This is a genomic window from Streptomyces sp. NPDC002790 (assembly GCF_040295505.1).
In the GTDB taxonomy this organism is placed as follows: Bacteria; Actinomycetota; Actinomycetes; order Streptomycetales; family Streptomycetaceae; genus Streptomyces.
In genome coordinates, this window is record NZ_JBEOVM010000003.1 from 110,357 (window position 1) to 130,075 (window position 19,719).

20 protein-coding genes are annotated in these 19,719 nt (G+C 70.6%); 11 read left to right on the plus strand and 9 right to left on the minus strand.

Features of this window, described 5'->3' with window-relative positions; all coding sequences use genetic code 11:
• Positions 1-111: 111 nt before the first annotated feature.
• Entirely contained in the window at positions 112-738 is a 627-nt protein-coding gene (locus ABT004_RS03005; protein WP_351331059.1) for a TetR/AcrR family transcriptional regulator, read from the plus strand.
• A 13-nt stretch (positions 739-751) separates the two neighbouring features.
• Here the strand turns inward: ABT004_RS03005 and ABT004_RS03010 are convergent, their stop codons facing one another.
• Positions 752-2,077, minus strand: coding sequence for a deoxyguanosinetriphosphate triphosphohydrolase family protein (locus ABT004_RS03010; RefSeq protein ID WP_351331060.1), 1,326 nt, complete (start codon positions 2,075-2,077; stop codon positions 752-754).
• 128 nt (positions 2,078-2,205) lie between these two features.
• On the opposite strand from ABT004_RS03010, the gene ABT004_RS03015 reads away from it, so the two are divergent.
• The gene (locus tag ABT004_RS03015; protein ID WP_351331061.1) at positions 2,206-3,432 is read left to right on the plus strand and encodes a metallophosphoesterase; all 1,227 of its coding nucleotides are present in this window, start codon (positions 2,206-2,208) and stop codon (positions 3,430-3,432) included.
• Between the two features lie 435 nt (positions 3,433-3,867).
• The gene (locus tag ABT004_RS03020) at positions 3,868-5,376 is read left to right on the plus strand and encodes an AMP-binding protein (protein ID WP_351331175.1); all 1,509 of its coding nucleotides are present in this window, start codon (positions 3,868-3,870) and stop codon (positions 5,374-5,376) included.
• Positions 5,377-5,404: 28 nt separating this feature from the next.
• On the opposite strand, the gene ABT004_RS03025 is transcribed toward ABT004_RS03020, so the two are convergent.
• The 6 genes from ABT004_RS03025 to ABT004_RS03050 are packed head-to-tail and all read right to left on the minus strand — an operon-like array spanning position 5,405 to position 9,948.
• Entirely contained in the window at positions 5,405-5,737 is a 333-nt protein-coding gene (locus ABT004_RS03025; protein WP_351331062.1) for a hypothetical protein, read from the minus strand.
• The gene (locus tag ABT004_RS03030; RefSeq protein WP_351331063.1) at positions 5,737-6,387 is read right to left on the minus strand and encodes a vWA domain-containing protein; all 651 of its coding nucleotides are present in this window, start codon (positions 6,385-6,387) and stop codon (positions 5,737-5,739) included. The genes ABT004_RS03025 and ABT004_RS03030 overlap by 1 nt, the downstream gene beginning before the upstream one ends.
• Positions 6,388-6,401: 14 nt before the next feature.
• A complete protein-coding gene (locus tag ABT004_RS03035; protein WP_351331064.1) occupies positions 6,402-7,532 on the minus strand; it encodes a hypothetical protein in 1,131 nt (376 codons plus the stop codon).
• Positions 7,529-8,737 carry a protein phosphatase 2C domain-containing protein gene (locus ABT004_RS03040; protein ID WP_351331065.1) on the minus strand — a complete coding sequence of 403 codons (1,209 nt, stop codon included), beginning with the start codon at positions 8,735-8,737 and terminating at the stop codon, positions 7,529-7,531. The genes ABT004_RS03035 and ABT004_RS03040 overlap by 4 nt, the downstream gene beginning before the upstream one ends.
• Positions 8,734-9,150: a hypothetical protein gene (locus ABT004_RS03045; RefSeq protein ID WP_351331066.1), complete on the minus strand. Its 417-nt coding sequence runs from the start codon at positions 9,148-9,150 to the stop codon at positions 8,734-8,736. Before ABT004_RS03045 ends, ABT004_RS03040 begins: the two co-directional genes overlap by 4 nt.
• A 9-nt stretch (positions 9,151-9,159) precedes the next feature.
• On the minus strand, positions 9,160-9,948 hold the full coding sequence (locus ABT004_RS03050; protein ID WP_351331067.1) for a hypothetical protein: 789 nt from the start codon (positions 9,946-9,948) through the stop codon (positions 9,160-9,162).
• A gap of 172 nt (positions 9,949-10,120) precedes the next feature.
• On the opposite strand from ABT004_RS03050, the gene ABT004_RS03055 reads away from it, so the two are divergent.
• The 3 genes from ABT004_RS03055 (at position 10,121) to ABT004_RS03065 (ending at position 13,713) form a co-directional block, all read left to right on the plus strand.
• A complete protein-coding gene (locus tag ABT004_RS03055) occupies positions 10,121-10,828 on the plus strand; it encodes a Crp/Fnr family transcriptional regulator (protein WP_351331068.1) in 708 nt (235 codons plus the stop codon).
• 162 nt (positions 10,829-10,990) lie between these two features.
• The gene (locus ABT004_RS03060) at positions 10,991-13,429 is read left to right on the plus strand and encodes an ATP-binding protein (protein WP_351331069.1); all 2,439 of its coding nucleotides are present in this window, start codon (positions 10,991-10,993) and stop codon (positions 13,427-13,429) included.
• A gap of 32 nt (positions 13,430-13,461) precedes the next feature.
• Entirely contained in the window at positions 13,462-13,713 is a 252-nt protein-coding gene (locus ABT004_RS03065; protein WP_351331070.1) for a hypothetical protein, read from the plus strand.
• A gap of 61 nt (positions 13,714-13,774) precedes the next feature.
• Here the strand turns inward: ABT004_RS03065 and ABT004_RS03070 are convergent, their stop codons facing one another.
• Positions 13,775-14,569: an FHA domain-containing protein gene (locus ABT004_RS03070; protein ID WP_351331071.1), complete on the minus strand. Its 795-nt coding sequence runs from the start codon at positions 14,567-14,569 to the stop codon at positions 13,775-13,777.
• A 172-nt stretch (positions 14,570-14,741) separates the two neighbouring features.
• On the opposite strand from ABT004_RS03070, the gene ABT004_RS03075 reads away from it, so the two are divergent.
• The gene (locus tag ABT004_RS03075) at positions 14,742-16,373 is read left to right on the plus strand and encodes a serine/threonine-protein kinase (protein WP_351331072.1); all 1,632 of its coding nucleotides are present in this window, start codon (positions 14,742-14,744) and stop codon (positions 16,371-16,373) included.
• A gap of 114 nt (positions 16,374-16,487) precedes the next feature.
• Positions 16,488-17,270, plus strand: a complete 783-nt coding sequence (locus tag ABT004_RS03080) for an SDR family NAD(P)-dependent oxidoreductase (protein WP_351331073.1) — start codon at positions 16,488-16,490, stop codon at positions 17,268-17,270.
• 50 nt (positions 17,271-17,320) lie between these two features.
• Here the strand turns inward: ABT004_RS03080 and ABT004_RS03085 are convergent, their stop codons facing one another.
• The gene (locus ABT004_RS03085; RefSeq protein WP_351331074.1) at positions 17,321-17,746 is read right to left on the minus strand and encodes a YjbQ family protein; all 426 of its coding nucleotides are present in this window, start codon (positions 17,744-17,746) and stop codon (positions 17,321-17,323) included.
• Between the two features lie 137 nt (positions 17,747-17,883).
• Between ABT004_RS03085 and ABT004_RS03090 the strand changes: the two genes are divergently transcribed.
• The 3 genes from ABT004_RS03090 to ABT004_RS03100 all read left to right on the plus strand — a co-directional run bounded on the left by ABT004_RS03090 (position 17,884) and on the right by ABT004_RS03100 (position 19,714).
• The gene (locus tag ABT004_RS03090; RefSeq protein WP_351331176.1) at positions 17,884-17,952 is read left to right on the plus strand and encodes a putative leader peptide; all 69 of its coding nucleotides are present in this window, start codon (positions 17,884-17,886) and stop codon (positions 17,950-17,952) included.
• A gap of 128 nt (positions 17,953-18,080) precedes the next feature.
• Complete coding sequence (locus ABT004_RS03095) at positions 18,081-18,974, plus strand: ABC transporter permease (RefSeq protein WP_351331075.1); 894 nt, start codon at positions 18,081-18,083, stop codon at positions 18,972-18,974.
• A complete protein-coding gene (locus tag ABT004_RS03100; protein ID WP_351331076.1) occupies positions 18,947-19,714 on the plus strand; it encodes an ABC transporter ATP-binding protein in 768 nt (255 codons plus the stop codon). Before ABT004_RS03095 ends, ABT004_RS03100 begins: the two co-directional genes overlap by 28 nt.
• Positions 19,715-19,719: the final 5 nt, after the last annotated feature.

Here is a 19,719-nt window from a genome sequence, read left to right on the forward strand (position 1 = left end):
GACAAGAACGAACGCGACAAGAACGAACGTTCATGCGTAGAGAAGCAGCGCACAAGTCCGCCCGTCAATAGGTGCGTTGACCTTTCCAGGAGGGGCCCGTAGCCTCCCCGCATGAACGATCGTTCTCCCGTACCGGACCTGATCGGCGACTCCGGCCGGGGCAATGAGGCGGCCATCCTCCGCGCCGCGCTGCGGCTGTACGCGGAGCGCGGCTTCAACGGCGCCTCGATGCGGGACATCGCCCGCGCCGCGGGCACCAGCCTGTCCAACCTCTACAACTACTTCCCGTCCAAGGCCCGCCTTCTCGCGGAGCTCCTGAACCGCGCCAACGCGCTGCTGTCCGCGCAGGTGACATCGGCGGTGGACACCGCGGGCAAGGAAGTGGCCGAGCAACTGGGCGCGGCGGTACGCGCGTACGTGAGCTTTGTGGCGGACTACCAGACCGCCATGCTCATCGCGCTGAGCGAGGTGCGGCACCTGGAGGGCGAGGAGCGCGCCCAGGTGGTCGCCGAACGCGACCGCAACCAGGAGATCTTCGAGGAGCTGGTCGCCGCGGGCGCCGCGTCCGGCGCCTTCACCACCCCGTACCCACGGGACGCGGCGCGCAGCATCCTCGCGATGTGCTCCACCATCGCCACGTGGTACCGCCCGGAAGGCCGGCTGACCAAACAGGACCTGTGCGACCAGCACGCCCGCTACGCCCTGGCGCTCCTGGAGGGCGGGGTCGAGAACGACTGAACCGCGGTACGGGTCAGAGCCAGTCGCCGTCGGTCACGGATCCGAGGCCGACACCCGACAGGCGCCGGTGCAGGGAGACGGCCTGCCCCTCCGTCAGCGACGCGACGTGGTCGGCCGCGGCGCGCAGCGGGTCGCCGTGGAGGTCGAGTTCCTCGGCGCGGCCGGTGGGCAGCAGGTGCGGGGATTCGTGGGTCCAGCGCAGCAGTTGGGAGACGATGCGGCGCTTGCCGTGCTGCTGGGTGGCCAGGGCCGGACGGTCGATGACGTAGCACCAGACCAGTTCCTTGAGCAGTTCGCAGGCCGTCCGACGCTCGGTGGGGACGACGAGGCGGGCACCGTACCGGATCGCGGCCGCGCCGCCGACCTCCAGGTCTATGTCGCGGGTGAAGTGGTCGATCAGCTTGGCGGTGCGGGCGTTGAGGGCGACATCGTCCGCGTGGCGGCCACCGTGGGGCTTGGCGATCGACAGCGCCTTGGCGATGCCGGCCAGGATGTGGACCGCCTCGTCGCGGTCGAAACCGGCGCCCGCGCGGTGGCGCTTGGCCGAGACGTAGTCCAGGAAGCGCTGCGTCTCGCGCTCCGTGTCGCCGCCCGCGGCCCCGGGTGACGGAAACAGCGCGGCCAGCGGGATCAGCCCGGCGCGATAGAAGTCCTCCACGTCATGGCAGGCGTAGGTGACATCGTCGGCCCAGTCCATCAGCTGCTCCTCGATGGGCACCGAGTCGTCGTCGCGGCCCGCGCGCACCCACCTGAACGCCTCCCGGTCGACCGCGTAGACGCCCCATTTGGCGTGCCGCGCCGGGTCCACGTCGCGCGGGGCGCGCTCCCACGGGTACTTCGTGGCCGCGTCCAGGCAGGCCCGGGACAGGTGGAGTCCGCGATGGCCCGCGTACTTGTGGGCGGCCAGGAAGGTGAGGATGTGGAGGGTCTGGGCGTTGCCCTCGAAGCTGTCGAGGACGCCGTGTCCGGCGTGCAGTTCGTCCATCGTCGCGCGCAACGCCATCTCGCCGGCGTGGCCGAACGGCGGGTGCCCGATGTCGTGCGCCATGCAGGCCGCCTCGACGAGTGCGGGATTCGGTCCGCCGTAGCGGCGCTCCAGCCGTTCGGCCATGCGCCGCCCCAGCTGCGCGACCTTCATCGAGTGGGTGAGCCGCGTGTGGTAGGCGCCGAGTTCGCTGCTCGCGACGACCTGGCTCTTGCCCGCGAGCGCCCGCCACTGCGTCGAGTACAGGATGCGGTCCACATCGTGCTCGAACCCCGACCGCTGTCCGTCGTCCGCGACACGTCGGCGCAGGGAGTGCTGCTCCAGGTCCTCATCGGTGTATTCGGCAGGCCGCATGGGCGCGATGGTACTGGACCCGTTCGCGCCGACGGCTGGGCGGACGCCAGGACCGGGGCCCGAACACCGCCCGTTCCCCGACGGCGGACAATGAGCTCTCCAAGAAGCTCCGGAACTGGAGGGGAAGCGTGACCGAGACCAGCGACACCCGATCCGCCGCCGACGACAAAGGGCGAGGCGAGGCGCCACGGAGCCGGCTTCAGCGCCTGATGCGCTACATCCCCCTGATCGCCCCCGTCCTGCTGTGGGCGGTGCCGTGCTGGGTCCTTCTGTACGCCGGTCAGCACTGGCCGGCCCCCGTGACGCCGATCGGCACCGTGCTGCTCGCCCTCGGCATGATCGGGATGCCGCTCACGATGATGCGCGGCCACGGACGGCGCCAGCAGGACCGCGCGGCGATCGTCGGTGACACGCTGCTGGGCTCCATCTGGGTCCTGTTCACGTGGTCCGTGCTGCTCGGCGTTCTGCTGCGGCTCGCCCTGACCGTGGCCGGCGTCGGTGACGGTCAGGGCCGGGCGCGCATCGTCACGTGGGCCGTCCTCGGTGTGTCCGCCGTGCTGCTCGCCTGGGGGTACGCGGAGGCCAAGCGCGTGCCGCGCGTGCGACGGCTCGACGTACAACTCCCGCGCCTGGGCGCCGGGTTGGACGGCACCCGCGTCGTCCTGATCACCGACACCCACTACGGTCCTCTCGACCGCGCCCGCTGGTCGCAGCGGCTCTGCGAGACGGTGAACACCCTGGAGGCCGACCTGGTCTGCCACACCGGCGACATCGCGGACGGCACCGCCGAACGCCGCCGCGCGCAGGCCGCCCCGCTGGGCACCGTGCAGGCGACCCGCGCCCTCGTCTACGTCACCGGTAACCACGAGTACTACAGCGAGGCCCAGGGCTGGGTCGACCTGATGGACGAACTGGGCTGGGAGCCGCTGCGCAACCGCCATCTGCTGCTCGAACGCGGTGGTGACACCCTCGTGGTCGCCGGCGTCGACGACGTCACGGCCGAATCCTCCGGCCTTGCCGGCCACCGCGCCCACCTCGCCGGAGCCCTTGAGGGCGCCGACCCCGAACTCCCCGTGCTCCTCCTCGCCCACCAGCCCAAGTTCATCGACCGGGCGGCGGCCCACGGCGTCGACCTCCAGCTCTCCGGCCACACCCACGGCGGCCAGATCTGGCCCTTCCACCACCTGGTCCGCCTCGACCAGCCGGCCCTCGCCGGCCTCAGCCACCACGGCCCGCGCACCCTCCTCTACACCAGCCGCGGCGCCGGCTTCTGGGGCCCACCCTTCCGCGTCTTCGCGCCCAGCGAGATCACGCTGCTGGTGCTGCGCTCGCCGCAGGCCGCGACGTCGGCGTAGGGCCGCGAACTGCGGCACGTACCGACGGATACAGAGGTCAAATCCCGGAAGGGCAAAGGAAAAGAAGGAGTCAAGCGTGCGGATGCGGGCCATCCCGAGGCGCGTGCGGAAGGAGTGGGGAGTTAGCCTGGATCTTGGTTGTCCGGGGCAACCAATGTTCCTGGGCGGGTGCCATTCGCGCCGGGCTCGGTGTCATGCGCCGACGGCTCCGGACCGCCTCCCCCACGCCCAACAAAAGCACTACCACCGGCGCGTACGCAGACTGGCGGGCCGGTGGCCCCAGGAGGACGATCCATGCCTGCCGAGGCATCCGCACCCACCCCCACCCCCGCAACACCCCAGACATCCAAGGTCAGTTCGAACGACCCGGTGATATCTGACGCGGCGTCCGACACGTCGGGCCCCTTCCGCACCTTCGTCGAGAACAACCTCGACATGCTGGCGGCCCACCCCGACCGCGAGGTCCTGGTCCACGAGGACCGTCGGCTGACGGCAGGTCAATTCCGGTCGCTGGTATACCGCATGGCGCATGCGATCGCCGCTCAGGGCGTGACGCGCGACGCGACCGTCACCCTGCTCAGCGGCAACCTGCCGGAGACCGTCGCGGCCCGGTACGCCGCCAACCTCGTGGGCTGCCGGGTCAACCACCTCTACAACAAGCTGTCGGCCGACGTTCAGGCTGCGATCGTTCAGGACGTCGAGACCCAGGTACTGATCGTCGACCCGCACTACGCGGACCGCGCCGCGGAGATCACCGAGGCCGCGCCCGTACGGCACGTACTCGTACTGGGCGAGTCCAAGCGCGAGATCGGGCAGGATCTGCTGGCGCTCGCCACCGAGCAGCCCGACGAGCCGTTCGTGTCCCGCGCCCGCCCCGACGACATCTGCACCATCCGGCACACCGGTGGCACGACGGGCCACCCCAAGGGCATCGTCACCACCTTCGAGCAGGTCAACCGGATGCGTCGGATGGTGGCTCAAGCGACCCCTTCGGAGCAGGAGGCGCCGCGGCAGCTCGCCTGCACCACCCTCGCGCACGCCGCGGGCATGCTGGCGGACGGCGTCCTCCAGGCCGGCGGCACCGTCGTACTGCAAGACGACTTCGACGCGGGCGAGGTGCTCGCCACCATCGAGCGCGAGCGCATCACGCACCTGTTCCTGCTGCCGCCGCTCGTCTATCAGCTCCTCGACCACCCGGACTCCGAGCGCCGCGACCTCAGCAGCCTGCGCGGCCTGACGTACGGCGGCTGCCAGGCGTCGCCCGCGCGGATCTCGGACGCCGTGCGCCGCTTCGGGCCCGTACTCCTGCAGTTCTACGGGCAGAACGAGGCCGGTGGCATCAGCGTCCTCACCCCCGCGGACCACGACCTGGACCGGCCCGAGCGGATGCGCTCCGCGGGCAAGGTGCTGCCGAGCGTGGAGGTCGCCATCCGTGACACCGACGGCAAGGATCTGCCGGTCGGCGAACTGGGCGAGATCTGCATCCGGTCCGAGGGCACGATGACGGGCTACTGGAAGCAGCCGGAGCTGACCGCCGAGGTGCTGCGGAACGGGTGGCTGCACACCGGTGACATCGGCTTCCTCGACGAGGACAACTACATCACCGTCGTCGACCGGCTCAAGGACATGATCGTGGTCGTCGGCGGTCACGTGTACACCACCGAGCTGGAGGACCTGCTCAACTCGCACCCGAAGGTGTCGCAGAGCGCGGTCTTCGGCGTCCGGGACACCGACCGCATGGAGCAGGTGCACGCCGCGGTCGTAGCCGCGCCCGGCGTCGCGTTGGAGGCGGAGGAGCTGCGGGCCGCGGTGCGCGGGCAGCGCGGCCCGATGTACGAACCGGCCCACATCACCTTCGTGGACGCGCTGCCCCTGACGGACGCGGGCAAGCCCGACAAGAAGCTGCTGCGGCAGCGGGCGGAGGAGCCGGCCCAGGGCGTCTGACCGCATCTGACCTCTCTATCGCCCGTTTCTATCGCCCGTTCCACGGACCACTGGCAGCAGTGGGCGTGGGACTGGGCGGAAGGGAGGGCGCGGTCGGGAGTCGGCGGTCCGGCGGGGGCGAATGCGGCGGCGTGTGTGTCGGCTCGGCTGCGCGGGAGCGGGTGTGGCTCGGCTGCGCGGTCGTCGCCGGGCGCGGGCCGCTTCCGCTCCCGTTCCCACTCCCGTTGCCTGGGGTGTCGAGAAGGTGGCCCGTCGCCTCGACCGCGGCGCCGCAGACGAGCAGTGCCACGGCCAGCGCGGTGAGTCCGGTGGAGGCGCGCCGACGACGGGTCGCCGTGGCACGCGATTCGATGTCCGTCATCAGTCCACGTACTCCTGGGCGACCTCAACGTAGTTGAAGCCCTGGACGTTGGTGTCGATCCGCATGTGGCCACTCTGCGACGAGGCGATCAGGGTGTTCAGCAGACCGGTGATCGCCGCGCTGAGCGCGGACTCGGTGTCCGAACCGTCGGCGATGAACAGCGCCTTGGTGGCCACCTGTTCCAGTACGTCGCGCTGCGCGCCGCCGAAGCCGTAGGCGATCACATGCGGATGGCGCGGCCAGTCCCGGTTCACGAGTGTGCGGAACGGGTCCCGCCAGTGCGCGTCGGTGGGCACACCGTCGGTCAGGAAGAAGACCGTCGGCCGCAGCACGTCGAGGTTCTGCGTTCTCAGGTCGCTGACGTCCTGTTCGATGCACTCCCGCACCCGGTCGAAGGTCTTGCCGTACTCCGTGCGTCCGCCGCAGATCACCTCGGGCATGACCGGTACCTGCTCCATGTCCGACATCGGGATGACCACGTGCACATCGGTGGAGAAGGCGACCACGCAGACCCGGGCGAACTCCGAGACACGAGGATTCGTCGCCAGGTTGTAGTGCAGACGGGCAAGGGTCGCGTTGAGCACTGCCTCGTGCTGTTTCATCGACGATGACGCGTCGATCACGACGTAGGTGGGCAGGCAGAGTGACATGGTGCACCTCTGAGCTAGTGGTTGGCGGCGATCACGATCAGCAGGATCGCGGCGAGGACGAGGACGAGCACCCAGCCGACCTGGGTGGCGGTCTCGGATGGCTTCTGGGAACCCAACTCGGCTTCCTTCGCCGCCTGTTGAGAGACGGCGGGCGGTCGCGGAGCCGGGAGCTTCGTGGGCCGCGCAGGCAGCGGCGGCAGTTTGGTGCGTGTCGGGCGTGGTGTGGCCCTGAGATAGGGGCCGGCGTTCAGCGCCTGGTTCAGCTGGGCGGCCGAGGGGCGTCGCTCGCGGTCGGTCGCGAGCAGCATGTCGAGCAGCACTTCGGAGACGGCCGGCCGGCTCGGCCAGGGGGACGCGGCGACGGTGTGGAAGGTGTGCGCGTCACGCAGGCCCGTCATGCACTTGGCGACGAGCAGTCCGAGCCGGTAGCGGTCGGTGTACTCGTCCGCGTCGGTGCCCGGCGGTGTGAGTGGGTCGGCCCAGTTCGGCTGGTGGATGTCGGGCATCTTCGCCGGCTGACATCCGTCGACGTCGATGAGGTACACGGAGCTGCGGCCCGGACTCCAGAAGGCGTTGGAGAACGACCAGTCCGAATAGACCAGGCCCAGGCTCTCCAAGATGGCGGCGAGCCGCGTCAGTTGGCGACAGGCGTCCAGCCTGCCCGCGGCACCGGGGGACGGCAGGCCGACGCCCCGGATCGACTCGTCGGACTTCGCCAGCCAGTCGATCTCCACGAAGCGGCGCTCGCTGAACGCGCCGCGCCGCAGCTCGCACCGGTACTCCTCGGGCGCCATCGGGATCACGCAGCCGACGGCCGGGTTGCCGGGCTCCTCGATCCGGGCCGCGGGCCAGCACGTACCGGCGTACAGGAGCGCGCGCTCCTCCTCCGGCAGTGTGTCCGGGGCCGCGATCAGCAGGTCGAGCCGCTGGGCGTCCTCCGGGTGCTGGTCCGGCCGGTAGAGCTTGGCCAGCCAGCCCGGATGGTTCGTCAACGGCCGTACGGCGACGGCCTGGCCGTTGTGTTCGGAGATCGGCTCGGCCAGCGGGCCGAGATCGCCGACACTCACGGTGCGCGGCAACGCCAAGCCGCGTGGATCGGCCGCCGGACTGCCACCGGCACCGCTGGCGAGAGGGGATTCCGTCATGCCCGGCCCCCGTTCCACGCCACGACCGCCGTACGGTCGTCAAGGCACTGCGGCGCGTCGAAGCCGACGTCGGCGGTGAACCGGGTCGCCGGGACCGGCGCACGCCAGGCGTTCGCGAAGTACTCGTTGACGTTGCCCGCGGGGTCCGCCCACGCGTCGCCGATCCCGTCCGTGACCAGGGCGAGGGCGGCGCCGGGAGCCAGCGGGACGTAGACGTCCCCGACCAGTTGCGGGGTGTCGGGCAGTCGGCCGGCGACCTCGTTCGAGACCACGGCGGACGTACGGTCCTTGGCCTCGCCTGCCGCGAACCGCCACGACGGGACACGCGGGTCGAGCGTCCAGGCCGAACTGTCCCCCAGCCACGCGATCCAGGCCTGCGCGACGCCGTTCGCGTCCGGCTCGGCGAGCACCGCGGTGATCAGCACGGTGGCCAGCTCCGAGGTGTCGACGCCCCGGCCGCTCGCGTGCGCGGCGATCGACTGCGCGATCCGCCCGTACAGGTCCTTGGCGTCGAGCCCGCCGAATCCCACGGACTCGAGTTGCTCGCGCAACAGGGTGACGGCCTGGCTGGAGGCCGTGGTGGCCCCGGCGTCGGACCGGGACGCGCTCGACAGGCCGTCGGCCACGGCCACGATCGCGTACCGGCTGTCCCCGCTTCGTCCGATCCGGTAGGAGTCCTGGCGCGGCTCGGCGGGCTGGGCGCAGCGGTGGCCAGGACCGATGACGGAGGCCGCGCGGAGGGTGAAGGAACCGACCGTGGCCTCGTCGGCGGCGATCCCGTTCTGCACGGTGCGCTCCGGCAGCAGCCAGCGGTAGCCCTGGGCGCGGGCGCCGTCGCCGAAGCGGGGGACGCTCAGGTCGGTCGGCTGCTCGCGCAGGAAGGGCCGGGGCCTTGGGGGTTGGGGCTGGGGTTGGGGCGCCGCGGGCCCGGCGGCGTAGCGGCAGATCGGAAGTGTCGTGCCGGGGCGGGGTTCCTGGGCGGGTCGATCCCGCTGTTCGGCCGACCGTGCCGCGGGCGCGGAGCCCAGCACGGCCGCCGCGCCGATCACCCCCACGGCCGCGAGGGCCAAGGCGTCCACCAGCGGGCCGAACCGCCGGTGTTCCGCGCCGACTTCGAAGAAGGCGCCGATGACGACGGCCGCGAACAGCACCCACCGCAGCCGCCCGTCCATGAGTGCGCCGCGCCGGCCGTCGGCCCGGCTCACGGCCGTTCCCCGCGCTCGTGGGGCGTCGGCCCGGACGCGAAGTGCTGGCTGCCGTTCTGCACCGCGTACACCTCACCCGAATTGCTCGCGAAATTGAGCTGGGTCACGTTGTCAGGACCTTCCGGGGTGCGCAGCGAGGCCAGGGCACTGACGTCCTGGGCGAGACCCGGGTCCCCGTCGAGCAGCCGGGACAGGGCCTCGGTCCAGTAGTCCACGGCCCGGGCATCGACCGCTCCCCTCGTGGCGGTCGATGCCCGGTCCAGCGCGACAGTCAGCTCGTTGCTGCGGCTGCCGCGGGCCCGGGAGAGCACGCGGCTCATCAGCCGCTTGGCCTCCTGCCAGAGATCCGTGCCCATGGCGGAGACCAGTGCGGTGGCGCCGCTTGCGGCCAGCGCGGTGAGTTCCTCGTTCATCAGCGGGTATCAACCTCGGTCGTTGTGGCGGATGTACTGGTCGCCCCGGTGAGCGGCGAAGACCGTCGCGTGGCCCGTGGCCCGGACGAGTTGCTCGACGGAGGCGGTACGTGGCTCGGACGGTGCGGGACGTTCTGGTCGCGGCGCGGGCCGATCGACGGAGGCGGAGTCGGAGTCGCGGCCGGAGACCGGGTCGGAGCCGGCGCGTGGTCCGATGGGGCTGCCCGGGTACCAGAGCCAGGCGCGCGCGGCGTACTCCTTGACGCGCACGTCGGCGGCGGTGAAGGCGTCGGCGTCGAGCCCCTCGTGGCCGTGCCCGACGGTGTCGTCGTAGACGTGGTGCGACAGGATCGCGGCCAGCGGGGTGCCGCCGGTGCCGGTCAGGGTCGCGCGGCGGAGCGGGTCCGAGTCGAGCAGTCGGGCCAGCGCCTCGAAGGGGGCGCCGGAGACGGCGCCGTCCGGGTCGAGCCGGATCTCGCCCGCGTGCACCGCGACCCGCACCTGTAGCCGGGTGTCCGCGCCGGCCTGCCGGTTGTGCGCACGGATGCGTACGGCCAGCTCCGGGAGCAGCGGAGACAGCAGGGCCGCCTTGGGCAGTCGGGCCGGTGCGACGAGCCGGCAGCCGTCGCCGGTGTCGCCGTAGGTGAAGTCCCGTACGTCCAGGTCCACCGCGCCCAGGGCGTCGGCAAGGGCGGAACGCAGCGCGCCGCGGATCTCCTGCAACCGCCGCTCGCCGCGGCCCGCGGAGCCGGCGATGTCGCAGGCCAGCAGGGCTCGGTACTCGTATCTAGGAATCACTGCGCCTCCACGGTCACGGCGAACTCCGGCACATCGAGGTCGAGTTGCCGTCGTCCGGGACATCCGGTGTGGACAAGATGATTGACGAGACCGTAGAGGAGGGGTCCCCGGGCGGAACGGCTACTAATACGGCTTGTGCGGTTTCGGCCGCACCAAGAAGAGAGGTGGGGCGATGAGCACCACACGTGTTCGCGGGGTCGCGGCCTACTGGCCACCGGCCGGGCTGCTCGGCCGGCTCGACGAGGCCGACCGCACGATCCTCATGGGACTCGGCCACCGCGTGGCCTATCCGGCCGGACAGATCACCATCCGCGAGGCGGACACATCGGATTTCGCACTGCTCCTGCTCGGCGGCATGGTGAAGGTCACCGCGCTCGCACAGGACGGCCGCGAGGCACTCCTTGCGGTGCGGATGGCCGGGGACCTGGTCGGGGAGTTCGCCGGGATCGACGGCCGGCCACGCGTCGGCACCGTGACCGCGTGCGGCAGGGTGTTGGCCCGCTACATTCTGCGCTCCGAGTTGCTGGAGTGCACAAAGCAGCACCCTGCCATCGGGCTTGCGCTCAGCGCGAGCGTCGTGGCCAAGATGCGCACGGCGACCGGCCGGATCGTCGACTTCACCGGCTGCGACGTACTCGGACGCCTTGCCAGGATCCTGCACCACCTCGCCGTCACCTACGGGCGCCCCGGCCGACTCGATGCCCAACTTCCGCTGTCACAGCCGGAGATGGCCACCCTGGTCGGCGCGGCGGAGTCGTCCATCCACAAGGCCCTGCGGGCGCTGCGGGAGTCCGGCGCCATCACGACCGGCTACCGCAGGATCACCATCCACGACCTGGATCACCTCGCCCGGATCGCCGCGGCGGCCGGGCCCAGCTGATCGTCGGCGATCTCGCCGAATGCGACGACACACGTAGCCGAATGCGGCAGAACGCTTAGCCGAATGCGACAGAACACGTAAAAGCACCGGGTTCGCGCGAAGGGGCGGCGCCAGCCTGACCTGGTGCCGGGAACCTGGCGCGGAAGAGAACGAGGGAAGCACATGTCTCAGAACAACGGCGCTCCGGGCGGTTCCGGAGACATCCGGACCGGCGACGTGTCCGGAACGGTGGTCATCGGCGACAACAACACCGTGAGCATCCTGGGTGGAACGCCGCCGGACCCGGTCAAGCGCCCGTCGATCTCCCAGCTGCCGCGTTCCACCACCGAGCCGCTCATCGGCCGGGCACGGGATGCGCGGACACTCCAAGAAGCCATCACAGCAAGGCCGTTGGTGCAGATCTGGGGCGCGTCCGGAGTCGGCAAGAGCGCTTTGCTGCGCCATCTCGCCTGCTCGACGGAGCTCGGCCAGGACGGCGCCGCCTACATCGAGGCCGGCGGACGTACGGCCGATGACATCGCGCAGGCGATCTTCGACATCAGCTTCGACGCGCCGAACTACAAGCCGTCGTGGGAGGTGCTGAAGGAGCACCTGAAGACCCTGCGGCTGCGGATCTACCTGGACGACGCGGCGCTCGACCAGAAGGAGCTGCGCCGCCTCGTCGACATGGCCGCGCGGTCCACGTTCGTCTTCACCGCACAGGAACGGTCCACGGTCGACGGTGTGCACGCCATCGAGCTCAAGGGTCTTACGCCCGCGGCGGCAGCGGAGTTGGTGTCGGCGCTGCTCTCCCGCGAGCTGCGGCCCGACGAGGTGCCGATCGTGGACGCGCTGTGCGACACGGTGGACGGCAACCCGCTCCGGCTGCGGCGCATCGCCATGTCGGCCGCGACCGGCAAGGGCCTGCCGGGCATCGCCGATCTGCCCGAACTGCTTCCCGCGCTGCTCAACAAGGTCAGCCCCGAGGAACGCGACCTGCTGCACCTGCTCGGCTCACTGTCCGGCGCCGAACTGGCCCCCCGGCACCTCAATGAACTGCTCGACCGGACGGACAGCGGCGCACTCGCCGACGGCCTGGTGCGACACGGCCTGCTGCTCGCATCGGAGACCGGTTACAGCTGCCCCCAGGATGTCGCCGATTGCGTGCTGGACACGCGTCGGACGGAGTTCCCCGCCGACCGGCTCTGCCGGACACTCACCCTGTGGGTCGAGGCACGGGACACCACTCCGGACGATGTCGCGGTGCACTTCCAGGCCCTGGACGTCGCGGTGCTGCGGGCGGAGCGGAGCGGACACGCGCAGCTCGGCTCGGCGCTGGCACGTGCCGCCTCGCCGAAGCTGGCGTTGTCCCGGCAGTTCGACGCGTGGGGCAGCCTGCTCGGAGTCGGCTGGGCGGCGGCGCGGAGCGCGGGGCTCGCGGAGGACGAGAAGTTCTTCCTGCACGAGGCCCGCACCCGGCGGAAGGCGATCGGGCGGGGCGCGATGACGGCGGCCCTGGTACTCGAGTCGGGGGCGCTGTGGCATGAACTCGCGGCGCTGCATGGGCAGTCGGCGGCCCAGCAGATCGCCACCATGGGGCCGGCCGGGGGCGGGTCGGTCGCCCCGGCGCCCGGCCTGGCGCACGCGCCGGTTCTCCCGGACCCGACGCCTGCCACCGCGTCCGTCACCGCGAGTCACGGGCAGACGGCCGCGTCCGCGTCCGCCCACGGGGCGACGAGGCCGGTGGTCGACATGTCCTCCTCGCATGCCGCGCAGTCGTCGCACGCCGTACAGTCGCATGCCGCGCAGTCGCACGTCACCGCCCACGGGACCGGCGCACACTCGGCCACCGCCCACTCGGCCACCGCACCGACACCACCGCGGATCGACTTCTCGGGGTCACACGTTTCCGCGACCCACTCGACGCCTTCCGCGAGCACTACGACGTCCGCGGCCGGCACGGGCCACGCGCCGCATGTCGCCACTGTTGCGGCGGGGGCCAAGGGCGGAACACTCGCCGCAGCGTGCGCGATCGGCGTCGCTGCCGTACTGGGCGTAGGCGCCATCGTTTACGCGAACAACCAGCCGACCCCGTCACCGATCGCCGCGCCGAGCGCCGTCAGTTCGCCGAACCCGGGGTACGACACCGTGCCGGCCGACGACACCGTGCCCGACGACGACACGGTGCCCGACGAAACCCCGTCGCCCAGCTTCGATCCCGTGTGCGCGACCGCGATCCCCGACCTGTCCTCGGATCTCCAGCAGTACTCCACCGACGCGGCCATCGCCGCGGACTCGATCGACTCGTACAACAGCGCCATGAACTCCTACAACTCGGGCGCCGCGTCCACTCCTCCCGACGACAGCACGGTGCGTTCCCAGGTCGGCACCATCATCAGCGATCTTCAGTCCCTCGAGTCCACGTTGCAAGGGGCCATCTCCCAAGCCGAGGACAGCTCGGTGGAATCGGACCTCGACGACATGCTGACGGCCACTCAGCAACTCACGAGCGACTACGAGTCGTACGCGAGCGACCCGGAGAACTCGCAGGTCGACCCGTCGAGTGCGGCCTCGACGATGAACGCCGCGTCGGACAGCCTCCAGACCGACTGCGGCGCGTGACCCCGACACACACCCACCACGAAAGGCAGGCCATGCCCACGGAACCCACTCACGGAGACATCACCGCGGGGGACGTCTCCGGCACCTTCGTCGTAGGTGACAACAACAACGTGACGCAGACGACGCACCACACCGAGCCACTGCCGCCGCAGCCGGAGCCGGAGCCGGAGCCTCGGCAGCAGAGCTCGGCGCAGGATCAGGCGGCCGTCTTCGCTCAGCAACACGGCACGATGCATGTCACGTACCACGCCGCGGCCGAGCGGGAGCCGGGACCGGAGGCCTGAGAAACGGTGTGTGCCCCGGCCGCCCATCGGCCGGGGCACAGACACACACCGTGCACTCCACTCAGTCGTCGTCGGCCAGCAACTCCAGGTCCTGCGCGCTCAACGTCGCCGTCTTCAGCAGCTCCCGAATCAGGTTGACACTGAGCGTCGAGCCGACCGGCTCACCGACCTCGTCGCGCAACAGCCCGCGCACGCCCCGGCGGTGCAGCCGTTCGCGCACGTCCTCGACCGTGTTCGCCACCGTTTTGTGGTTCCAGGACTTGGTCGTGTACCGGGAGGCATTGGCAAGGCGGGCCGTTTCCTCCCAGGTCAGTGGGAGCGGAAAGGCATCGTGGCCCGCCAGGTAGCGCCGAGCGAGCGCGGTGAGCACCAGCCGCTCCAGCGGGGCGAGTTCATAGACCGTCTCGGGATCCACGGTCTCCGCACCGCTCGCGGAGCGCGGGTTGCGGTCGTCCTCGTCCACGACGCGCACCTCCACCAGATGGGAACGGCGCTTGGACGAGTTGATCACCAGCGGGGTGTATCCGGACTCGATGAGCCGCTTGTGGCCGGTCAGTATCAGCACACCGTCGGGCAGTTCGATGGGCAGATTCCCGGTGTTGACCAGCCACCAGTCGCTGTCGGTGGCCGTGCAGGTGAACACACCGTGGCGACGGCTGACGGTCGGGTCGTCGACACCGACCGGCACATGCACGTCCTCACGGTCCCGCCCGAACAGCAGCGTGTACCGGCGCGGCGGCACGGCATACCCGCCCTCCGGCCCCAGTACGAAGATGGTCCCTGGCGGCGCCGAGGGCACCCGGTCCGCGGGGCTGCCCGGTGGCAGCATCTGGGGCGGGAAAATTCCGTACGTCATGTCACATACCTCCGGCTCGGCTCGCGTCAGTGTACGAGCGCGCCGTGAGGACCGGTCCTCCCGAGAATGTGCACGCTGACCAAAGGGGCGTTTGCCGCCAACTCCTGTTGCCTTGCCCCGACTTGGTCGATAGCCTGCCCATCCGTGAGCACGAGCGGTCGGGGAACTGTTGATGACGGATGGCACGATCGCCGAACCGCTCGGCGCGGACGATCCGCAGGAGATCGGCAGCTTCCACATCATCGGCCTGCTCGGCATCGGCGGCATGGGCGAGGTCTACCTCGGGGCTTCCGACAAGGGCTACGCGGCCGTCAAGCGCGTCCGGCCACGGCTGGTCGCCGGCGAACGCTTCGAACGCGAGGTCGGCATCCTCTACCGGGTACCGGCCGGGGTGGGCCCGCGGGTGCTGGCGAGCGACGGCACCGCGGAGCGTCCCTGGTTCGCCACCGAGTACGTGCCCGGACTCACCGTGGACGAGGCGGTCCGGCTGCGCGGTCCGCTGCCCGCCGAGGCGCTGTGGCTGCTGCTGGCCGAGGCGGCCGGCGGCCTGGCGGCCGTGCACGCCCTGGAGATCGTGCACCGTGACATCAAGCCGGCCAACGTCATGCTGGTGCGGGACGGCGTGAAGCTGATCGACTTCGGTATCGCTCGCGCGGCGGACCAGGCGAGGCTGACCAGGAGCGGCGGCAGTTACGGCACGCAGGGATTCTCGGCACCGGAACAGCAAGCCGGGGACGAGAACGTGGACGCGCCCACGGACGTCTACTCGCTCGGGGCGCTGGCACTCTACGCGGCTTCGGGCCGAACGCCCGGTGTCATCCCCGACGTTGAGCCACTACGTGCCGCGGACGCGGACCTTGCCGCCATCATCGACTCCTGCCTCGCGACCGCCCCCGGGGACCGCCCCACCGCCGCCAAGGTGGCGGAGGCGGCCCGCGCACACCTACCCGTTCCGCCTCCCTCGTGGCCCTCCGAGGTCATGTCACGCATCACCTCGCGGCACGATTTCGCCACGACCCCGGTCAGCAAGCTGAAGACCGTCCCGCCGCCGGACCTGGATGCGGATCCGACACCGACACCGACACCCACTCCCCGGACCGCGCCCCCGGCACCACCCCGCCGCCCACGCACTCGCCGGCTCCTGCTCACGGCGGGCGCGGTGATCGTCCTGGGCGCGGTCGCGGCATTCGTACTCATCCCGTCGGGCTCCCGGGACGACGCCGGCGCCCATGGACCCACCACCCACGAGACCGTGGCCGGATCGACACGAACGTCCTCCGCGAGCCCGAACCACAAGACCTCGCCCACCGCGAAGTCCGGGCGCCCGGCCCCTGCCGCCCCGACCGACACACCCGCCACGGCCCCACCGAGCGCATCCATCTCGCGCTTACCGTCCCGGCCCTCCAAAACCGCCGCGTCCTCGGCACCAGCCGCCCCCCGCGTCACCTCGTCGTCCATCAGCGGCATCAACGGCAACGAAGACCCGGCACAGGTCAAGGGCTCCGAGGCGGACACGTCCTGGGTCGGCAACAACGCCACCTGCTCCGCCTGGCTGCGCGACAACGGCTCCGGTGAGCTCGCAGGTGTGCTCAACACCTCGATGAACCAGAGCTGCGGCGCCGCACTGCACCGCAGCGACGACCTCGCGTACACCTTCCACGCCTCGTGGGGCGCCGCGAAAACAAGCTCCGTCTCCAACATCGGCCACACGATGTGGATCTGCGTCTGGAACGCGAGCAACCGGTCCGACGAGCAGTGCTCCGCCCACTTCGCCATGAACGGCACGACCCCGGTCAAGCAGTAGCGGACCCTACGATCGCGGGTTGTCCCGGTTGGTGACCGCCGATCGATCGAAGATGCCGACTGCTCGAGGGGCGCCGTGACTAGTCTTGGTCAACTCGACAGGTACGGACGGCATATGACCGAGGTGAGCGGCAGACTCGACGGCATGCGCGCGCTGATTCTGGGAGGGGGTGGTGAGGGGATCGGTCGCGCGATCGTCCGCGCCTACGCCGCCGCCGGGGCGCACATGGTCGTGGCCGACGTGAACGCCGAGCGGGTGACCGAGGCTGCGGAGGAGGCGCAGAAGGCCGGGCACACGGCCCACGCGATCAGCGGCGACGTCCGCTCGCGTGAGCAGCTCGACGACATGGTCACCGGCGCTGCCGAGCGGCTCGGCGGTCTGGACACCCTGGTCACGGTCGTCGGCGGGCAGGTCGCGTTCATACCCGCGGTCAAACTCCACCAGATGAGGGACGAGGACTGGGACACCGTCTACGAGGTGAACCTGCGCTACGTGGTGCGTGCCGTACGGCGCGTACTCCAACTGTTCCTGGAACAAGGCACGGGCGGGAACATCGTCAGCATCGGTTCGGTCGCCGGGTTCATGGCCGCACCGGAGCAGGCCGGATACGGCGCCGCGAAGGCCGGTCTTTACAGCCTGGCGCGCACCGTTGCCGCCGAGTACGCGGCCGACGGCATCCGGATGAACATCGTCGCCGGCGGAGCCATCAACATCGCGGTCAACCAGGCCGGGCCGGCCGGTGACTGGGTCCCGGAGATCCCGGCCGGGCGCTACGGAACGCCGGAGGAAATGGCCGCGGCCGCCGTCTACCTGGCCTCGGACGCGGCACGCTACGTCACGGGGCAACAGATCGTCCTCGACGGAGGAGTGTCCGTACGCGGCCCGTTCCCCGAATAGCCGGCCGGCCGACGGCGACGGCGGCCCGAGTCGGTCCTGGGACGACAAACTCACCCACCAAAGAAGCTCAACCGAACGTGACGGTTGGCATTGTCCACGTTCGTATCCACCAGACACACCGACTGCCACGTCCCCAGCTCAAGACCACCCCCCACCACCGGCAACGTCGCATGCGGTGGCACGAGCGCCGGGAGGACGTGGTCGCGGCCGTGGCCCGGGGAGCCGTGGCTGTGCTGCCAGCGGTCGTCCGCGGGGAGGAGGGTGTGGAGGGCGGCGAGGAGGTCGTCGTCGCTGCCGGCGCCCGTCTCGATGATGGCGATGCCCGCCGTGGCGTGCGGGACGAAGAGGTTGAGGAGGCCGTCGCGGCCGTGGGCGACCTCGCGCAGGAAGGACTCGCAGTCGCGCGTCAGGTCGACGACGCGCTCGGTGGAGCCGGTGGCGAGGTCCAGGACTCGGGTCGTGAAGACGTCTGACATGGGTACATTGTCGCCCAGGAAGGCGGCCGGGCGCCCGGTGGGGACGAGCGGCGGCCGGGACGGCCGGTCCATGGGCTGAGACGTTGTTGACCATACGTCGACAACTGGATACGTTCTGCCGCATGTTGCGTTCAGCCATGCTCACCACGCGCGGTCACATCGACCTGCTGCGGGTGGCCTCTGCCGCGTGTCGACCCGGCTGCTGACGCCCTCTCCTCCCCTCTCGCTTTCCTCACCTTCTTTTTCGCTGCCGCTTCGGTGTTCGTCCGTGACGGTGCGCCGCTGACGCGCGCCCGCTGACACCGAGGCGTGCCCTCGCCTGCCATGGAGTGCCATGAGCATCAGTCATGCTCCGCCCGTTTCGCCTGCCGAAAAACCGGGCGCATCCGCCGACCCCGATTCGCCCGGTTCCCCGGCGTCGTCGCCCGAACTCGTCCCCCTCGTCCCCTCCTCCACCCGCCGCACCCGCGTCCCCCGTTGGCTGCGCCGCACCAGTGGGCCGCTGCTGCTGCTCGCACTGTGGCAAGTCCTCACGTCTGTAGGCGTGTTGACGCCCGAGGTGCTCGCGTCGCCCGGCACCATCGCGCGCGTCGGGGCGGACCTTGTCTCCGACGGGTCGCTGCCCGCGGCCATGGGTGTCTCGCTGCAACGCGTCGCCGTCGGGCTGCTGTGCGGTGTCGTCGTCGGGACCGGACTCGCGTTGTTGTCCGGTCTCTTCCGGGTCGGCGAGGATCTCGTCGACGCGAGCGTGCAGATGCTGCGCACCGTGCCGTTCGTCGGGCTGATCCCGCTGTTCATCATCTGGTTCGGCATCGGCGAGGCACCGAAGGTCGCCATCATCACCCTTGGTGTGTCCTTTCCGCTGTACCTGAATGTGTACGCCGGGATCCGTGGTGTAGACCCCCAACTCATCGAGGCCGGTGAGTCGTTGGGGCTCAGTCGATGGGGGCTCGTACGCCATGTGGTGCTGCCGGGTGCGCTGCCCGGGGCGATGACCGGTCTGCGGTACTCGCTCGGCATCGCGTGGCTGGCGCTCGTCTTCGCCGAGCAGATCAACGCCGACGCCGGCATCGGGTTCCTGATGGTGCAGGCCCGGGACTTCCTGCGTACCGACGTCATCGTCGTCTGCCTGATCGTCTACGCGTTCCTCGGCCTGCTCGCCGACTTCGTCGTCCGTTCCCTCGAAAGGCTGCTGCTGCAATGGCGACCGACGTTCACCGGCCGGTGACCACCGCCCCTGAGACCACTGTCGGCGCCGGTTCCGCCGTCCGCGTCGAAGGGCTTTCCCGCTCCTTCGACGGGCGCGCCGTCATCGATGACCTTCAACTCGATGTACGGCCAGGGGAGTTCGTTGCCCTGCTCGGACGCAGCGGATGCGGCAAGTCCACGCTGCTGCGCATCCTCGCCGGGCTCGACCGCGACATCGAGGGCACCGTACTCGTGCCGCGGCGCAAGGCCGTCGCGTTCCAGGCGCCGCGGCTCATGCCGTGGAAGCGGGTCTGGCGCAACGTACTGCTCGGCCTGCCGGGCAAGCCCGAACGGGCCGCGGCCGAGCGGGCGTTGGAGGAGGTGGGGCTCGGGCATCGTACGGACGCCTGGCCCAAGACGCTGTCCGGCGGCGAGGCCCAGCGTGCCTCGCTCGCCCGCGCCCTGGTGCGTGAGCCCGATCTACTGCTGCTCGACGAGCCGTTCGGCGCGCTCGACGCACTGACGCGAATCACGGCCCAACGCCTGGTCGGCGAGTTGTGGCAACGGCGGGGCTGCGCGGTCCTGTTGGTGACACACGATGTCGAGGAGGCCGTGCTGCTCGCCGACCGTGTGCTCGTCATGGACGACGGTGTCATCGCCCACGAGACCCGTATCGATCTGGACCGGCCGCGCGATCTCACCGATCCGCGCTTCGCCGAGCTGCGCGCCGAGCTGCTGAACCGACTGGGCGTGGACGGCTCGGAAGAGTCCTCCCACTGACCCAG

What these genes read in the sequence shown, in the direction of transcription:
- ABT004_RS03095 (WP_351331075.1), top strand. Translation starts at nt 18,081, where the DNA reads ATGAGCATCAGTCATGCTCCGCCCGTTTCGCCTGCCGAAAAACCGGGC.
- ABT004_RS03070 (WP_351331071.1), bottom strand. Translation starts at nt 14,569, where the DNA reads ATGACGTACGGAATTTTCCCGCCCCAGATGCTGCCACCGGGCAGCCCC.
- ABT004_RS03085 (WP_351331074.1), bottom strand. Translation starts at nt 17,746, where the DNA reads ATGTCAGACGTCTTCACGACCCGAGTCCTGGACCTCGCCACCGGCTCC.
- ABT004_RS03100 (WP_351331076.1), top strand. Translation starts at nt 18,947, where the DNA reads ATGGCGACCGACGTTCACCGGCCGGTGACCACCGCCCCTGAGACCACT.
- ABT004_RS03025 (WP_351331062.1), bottom strand. Translation starts at nt 5,737, where the DNA reads ATGACGGACATCGAATCGCGTGCCACGGCGACCCGTCGTCGGCGCGCC.
- ABT004_RS03075 (WP_351331072.1), top strand. Translation starts at nt 14,742, where the DNA reads ATGACGGATGGCACGATCGCCGAACCGCTCGGCGCGGACGATCCGCAG.
- ABT004_RS03020 (WP_351331175.1), top strand. Translation starts at nt 3,868, where the DNA reads ATGCTGGCGGCCCACCCCGACCGCGAGGTCCTGGTCCACGAGGACCGT.
- ABT004_RS03010 (WP_351331060.1), bottom strand. Translation starts at nt 2,077, where the DNA reads ATGCGGCCTGCCGAATACACCGATGAGGACCTGGAGCAGCACTCCCTG.
- ABT004_RS03045 (WP_351331066.1), bottom strand. Translation starts at nt 9,150, where the DNA reads ATGAACGAGGAACTCACCGCGCTGGCCGCAAGCGGCGCCACCGCACTG.
- ABT004_RS03080 (WP_351331073.1), top strand. Translation starts at nt 16,488, where the DNA reads ATGACCGAGGTGAGCGGCAGACTCGACGGCATGCGCGCGCTGATTCTG.
- ABT004_RS03060 (WP_351331069.1), top strand. Translation starts at nt 10,991, where the DNA reads ATGTCTCAGAACAACGGCGCTCCGGGCGGTTCCGGAGACATCCGGACC.
- ABT004_RS03065 (WP_351331070.1), top strand. Translation starts at nt 13,462, where the DNA reads ATGCCCACGGAACCCACTCACGGAGACATCACCGCGGGGGACGTCTCC.
- ABT004_RS03055 (WP_351331068.1), top strand. Translation starts at nt 10,121, where the DNA reads ATGAGCACCACACGTGTTCGCGGGGTCGCGGCCTACTGGCCACCGGCC.
- ABT004_RS03030 (WP_351331063.1), bottom strand. Translation starts at nt 6,387, where the DNA reads ATGTCACTCTGCCTGCCCACCTACGTCGTGATCGACGCGTCATCGTCG.
- ABT004_RS03005 (WP_351331059.1), top strand. Translation starts at nt 112, where the DNA reads ATGAACGATCGTTCTCCCGTACCGGACCTGATCGGCGACTCCGGCCGG.
- ABT004_RS03035 (WP_351331064.1), bottom strand. Translation starts at nt 7,532, where the DNA reads ATGACGGAATCCCCTCTCGCCAGCGGTGCCGGTGGCAGTCCGGCGGCC.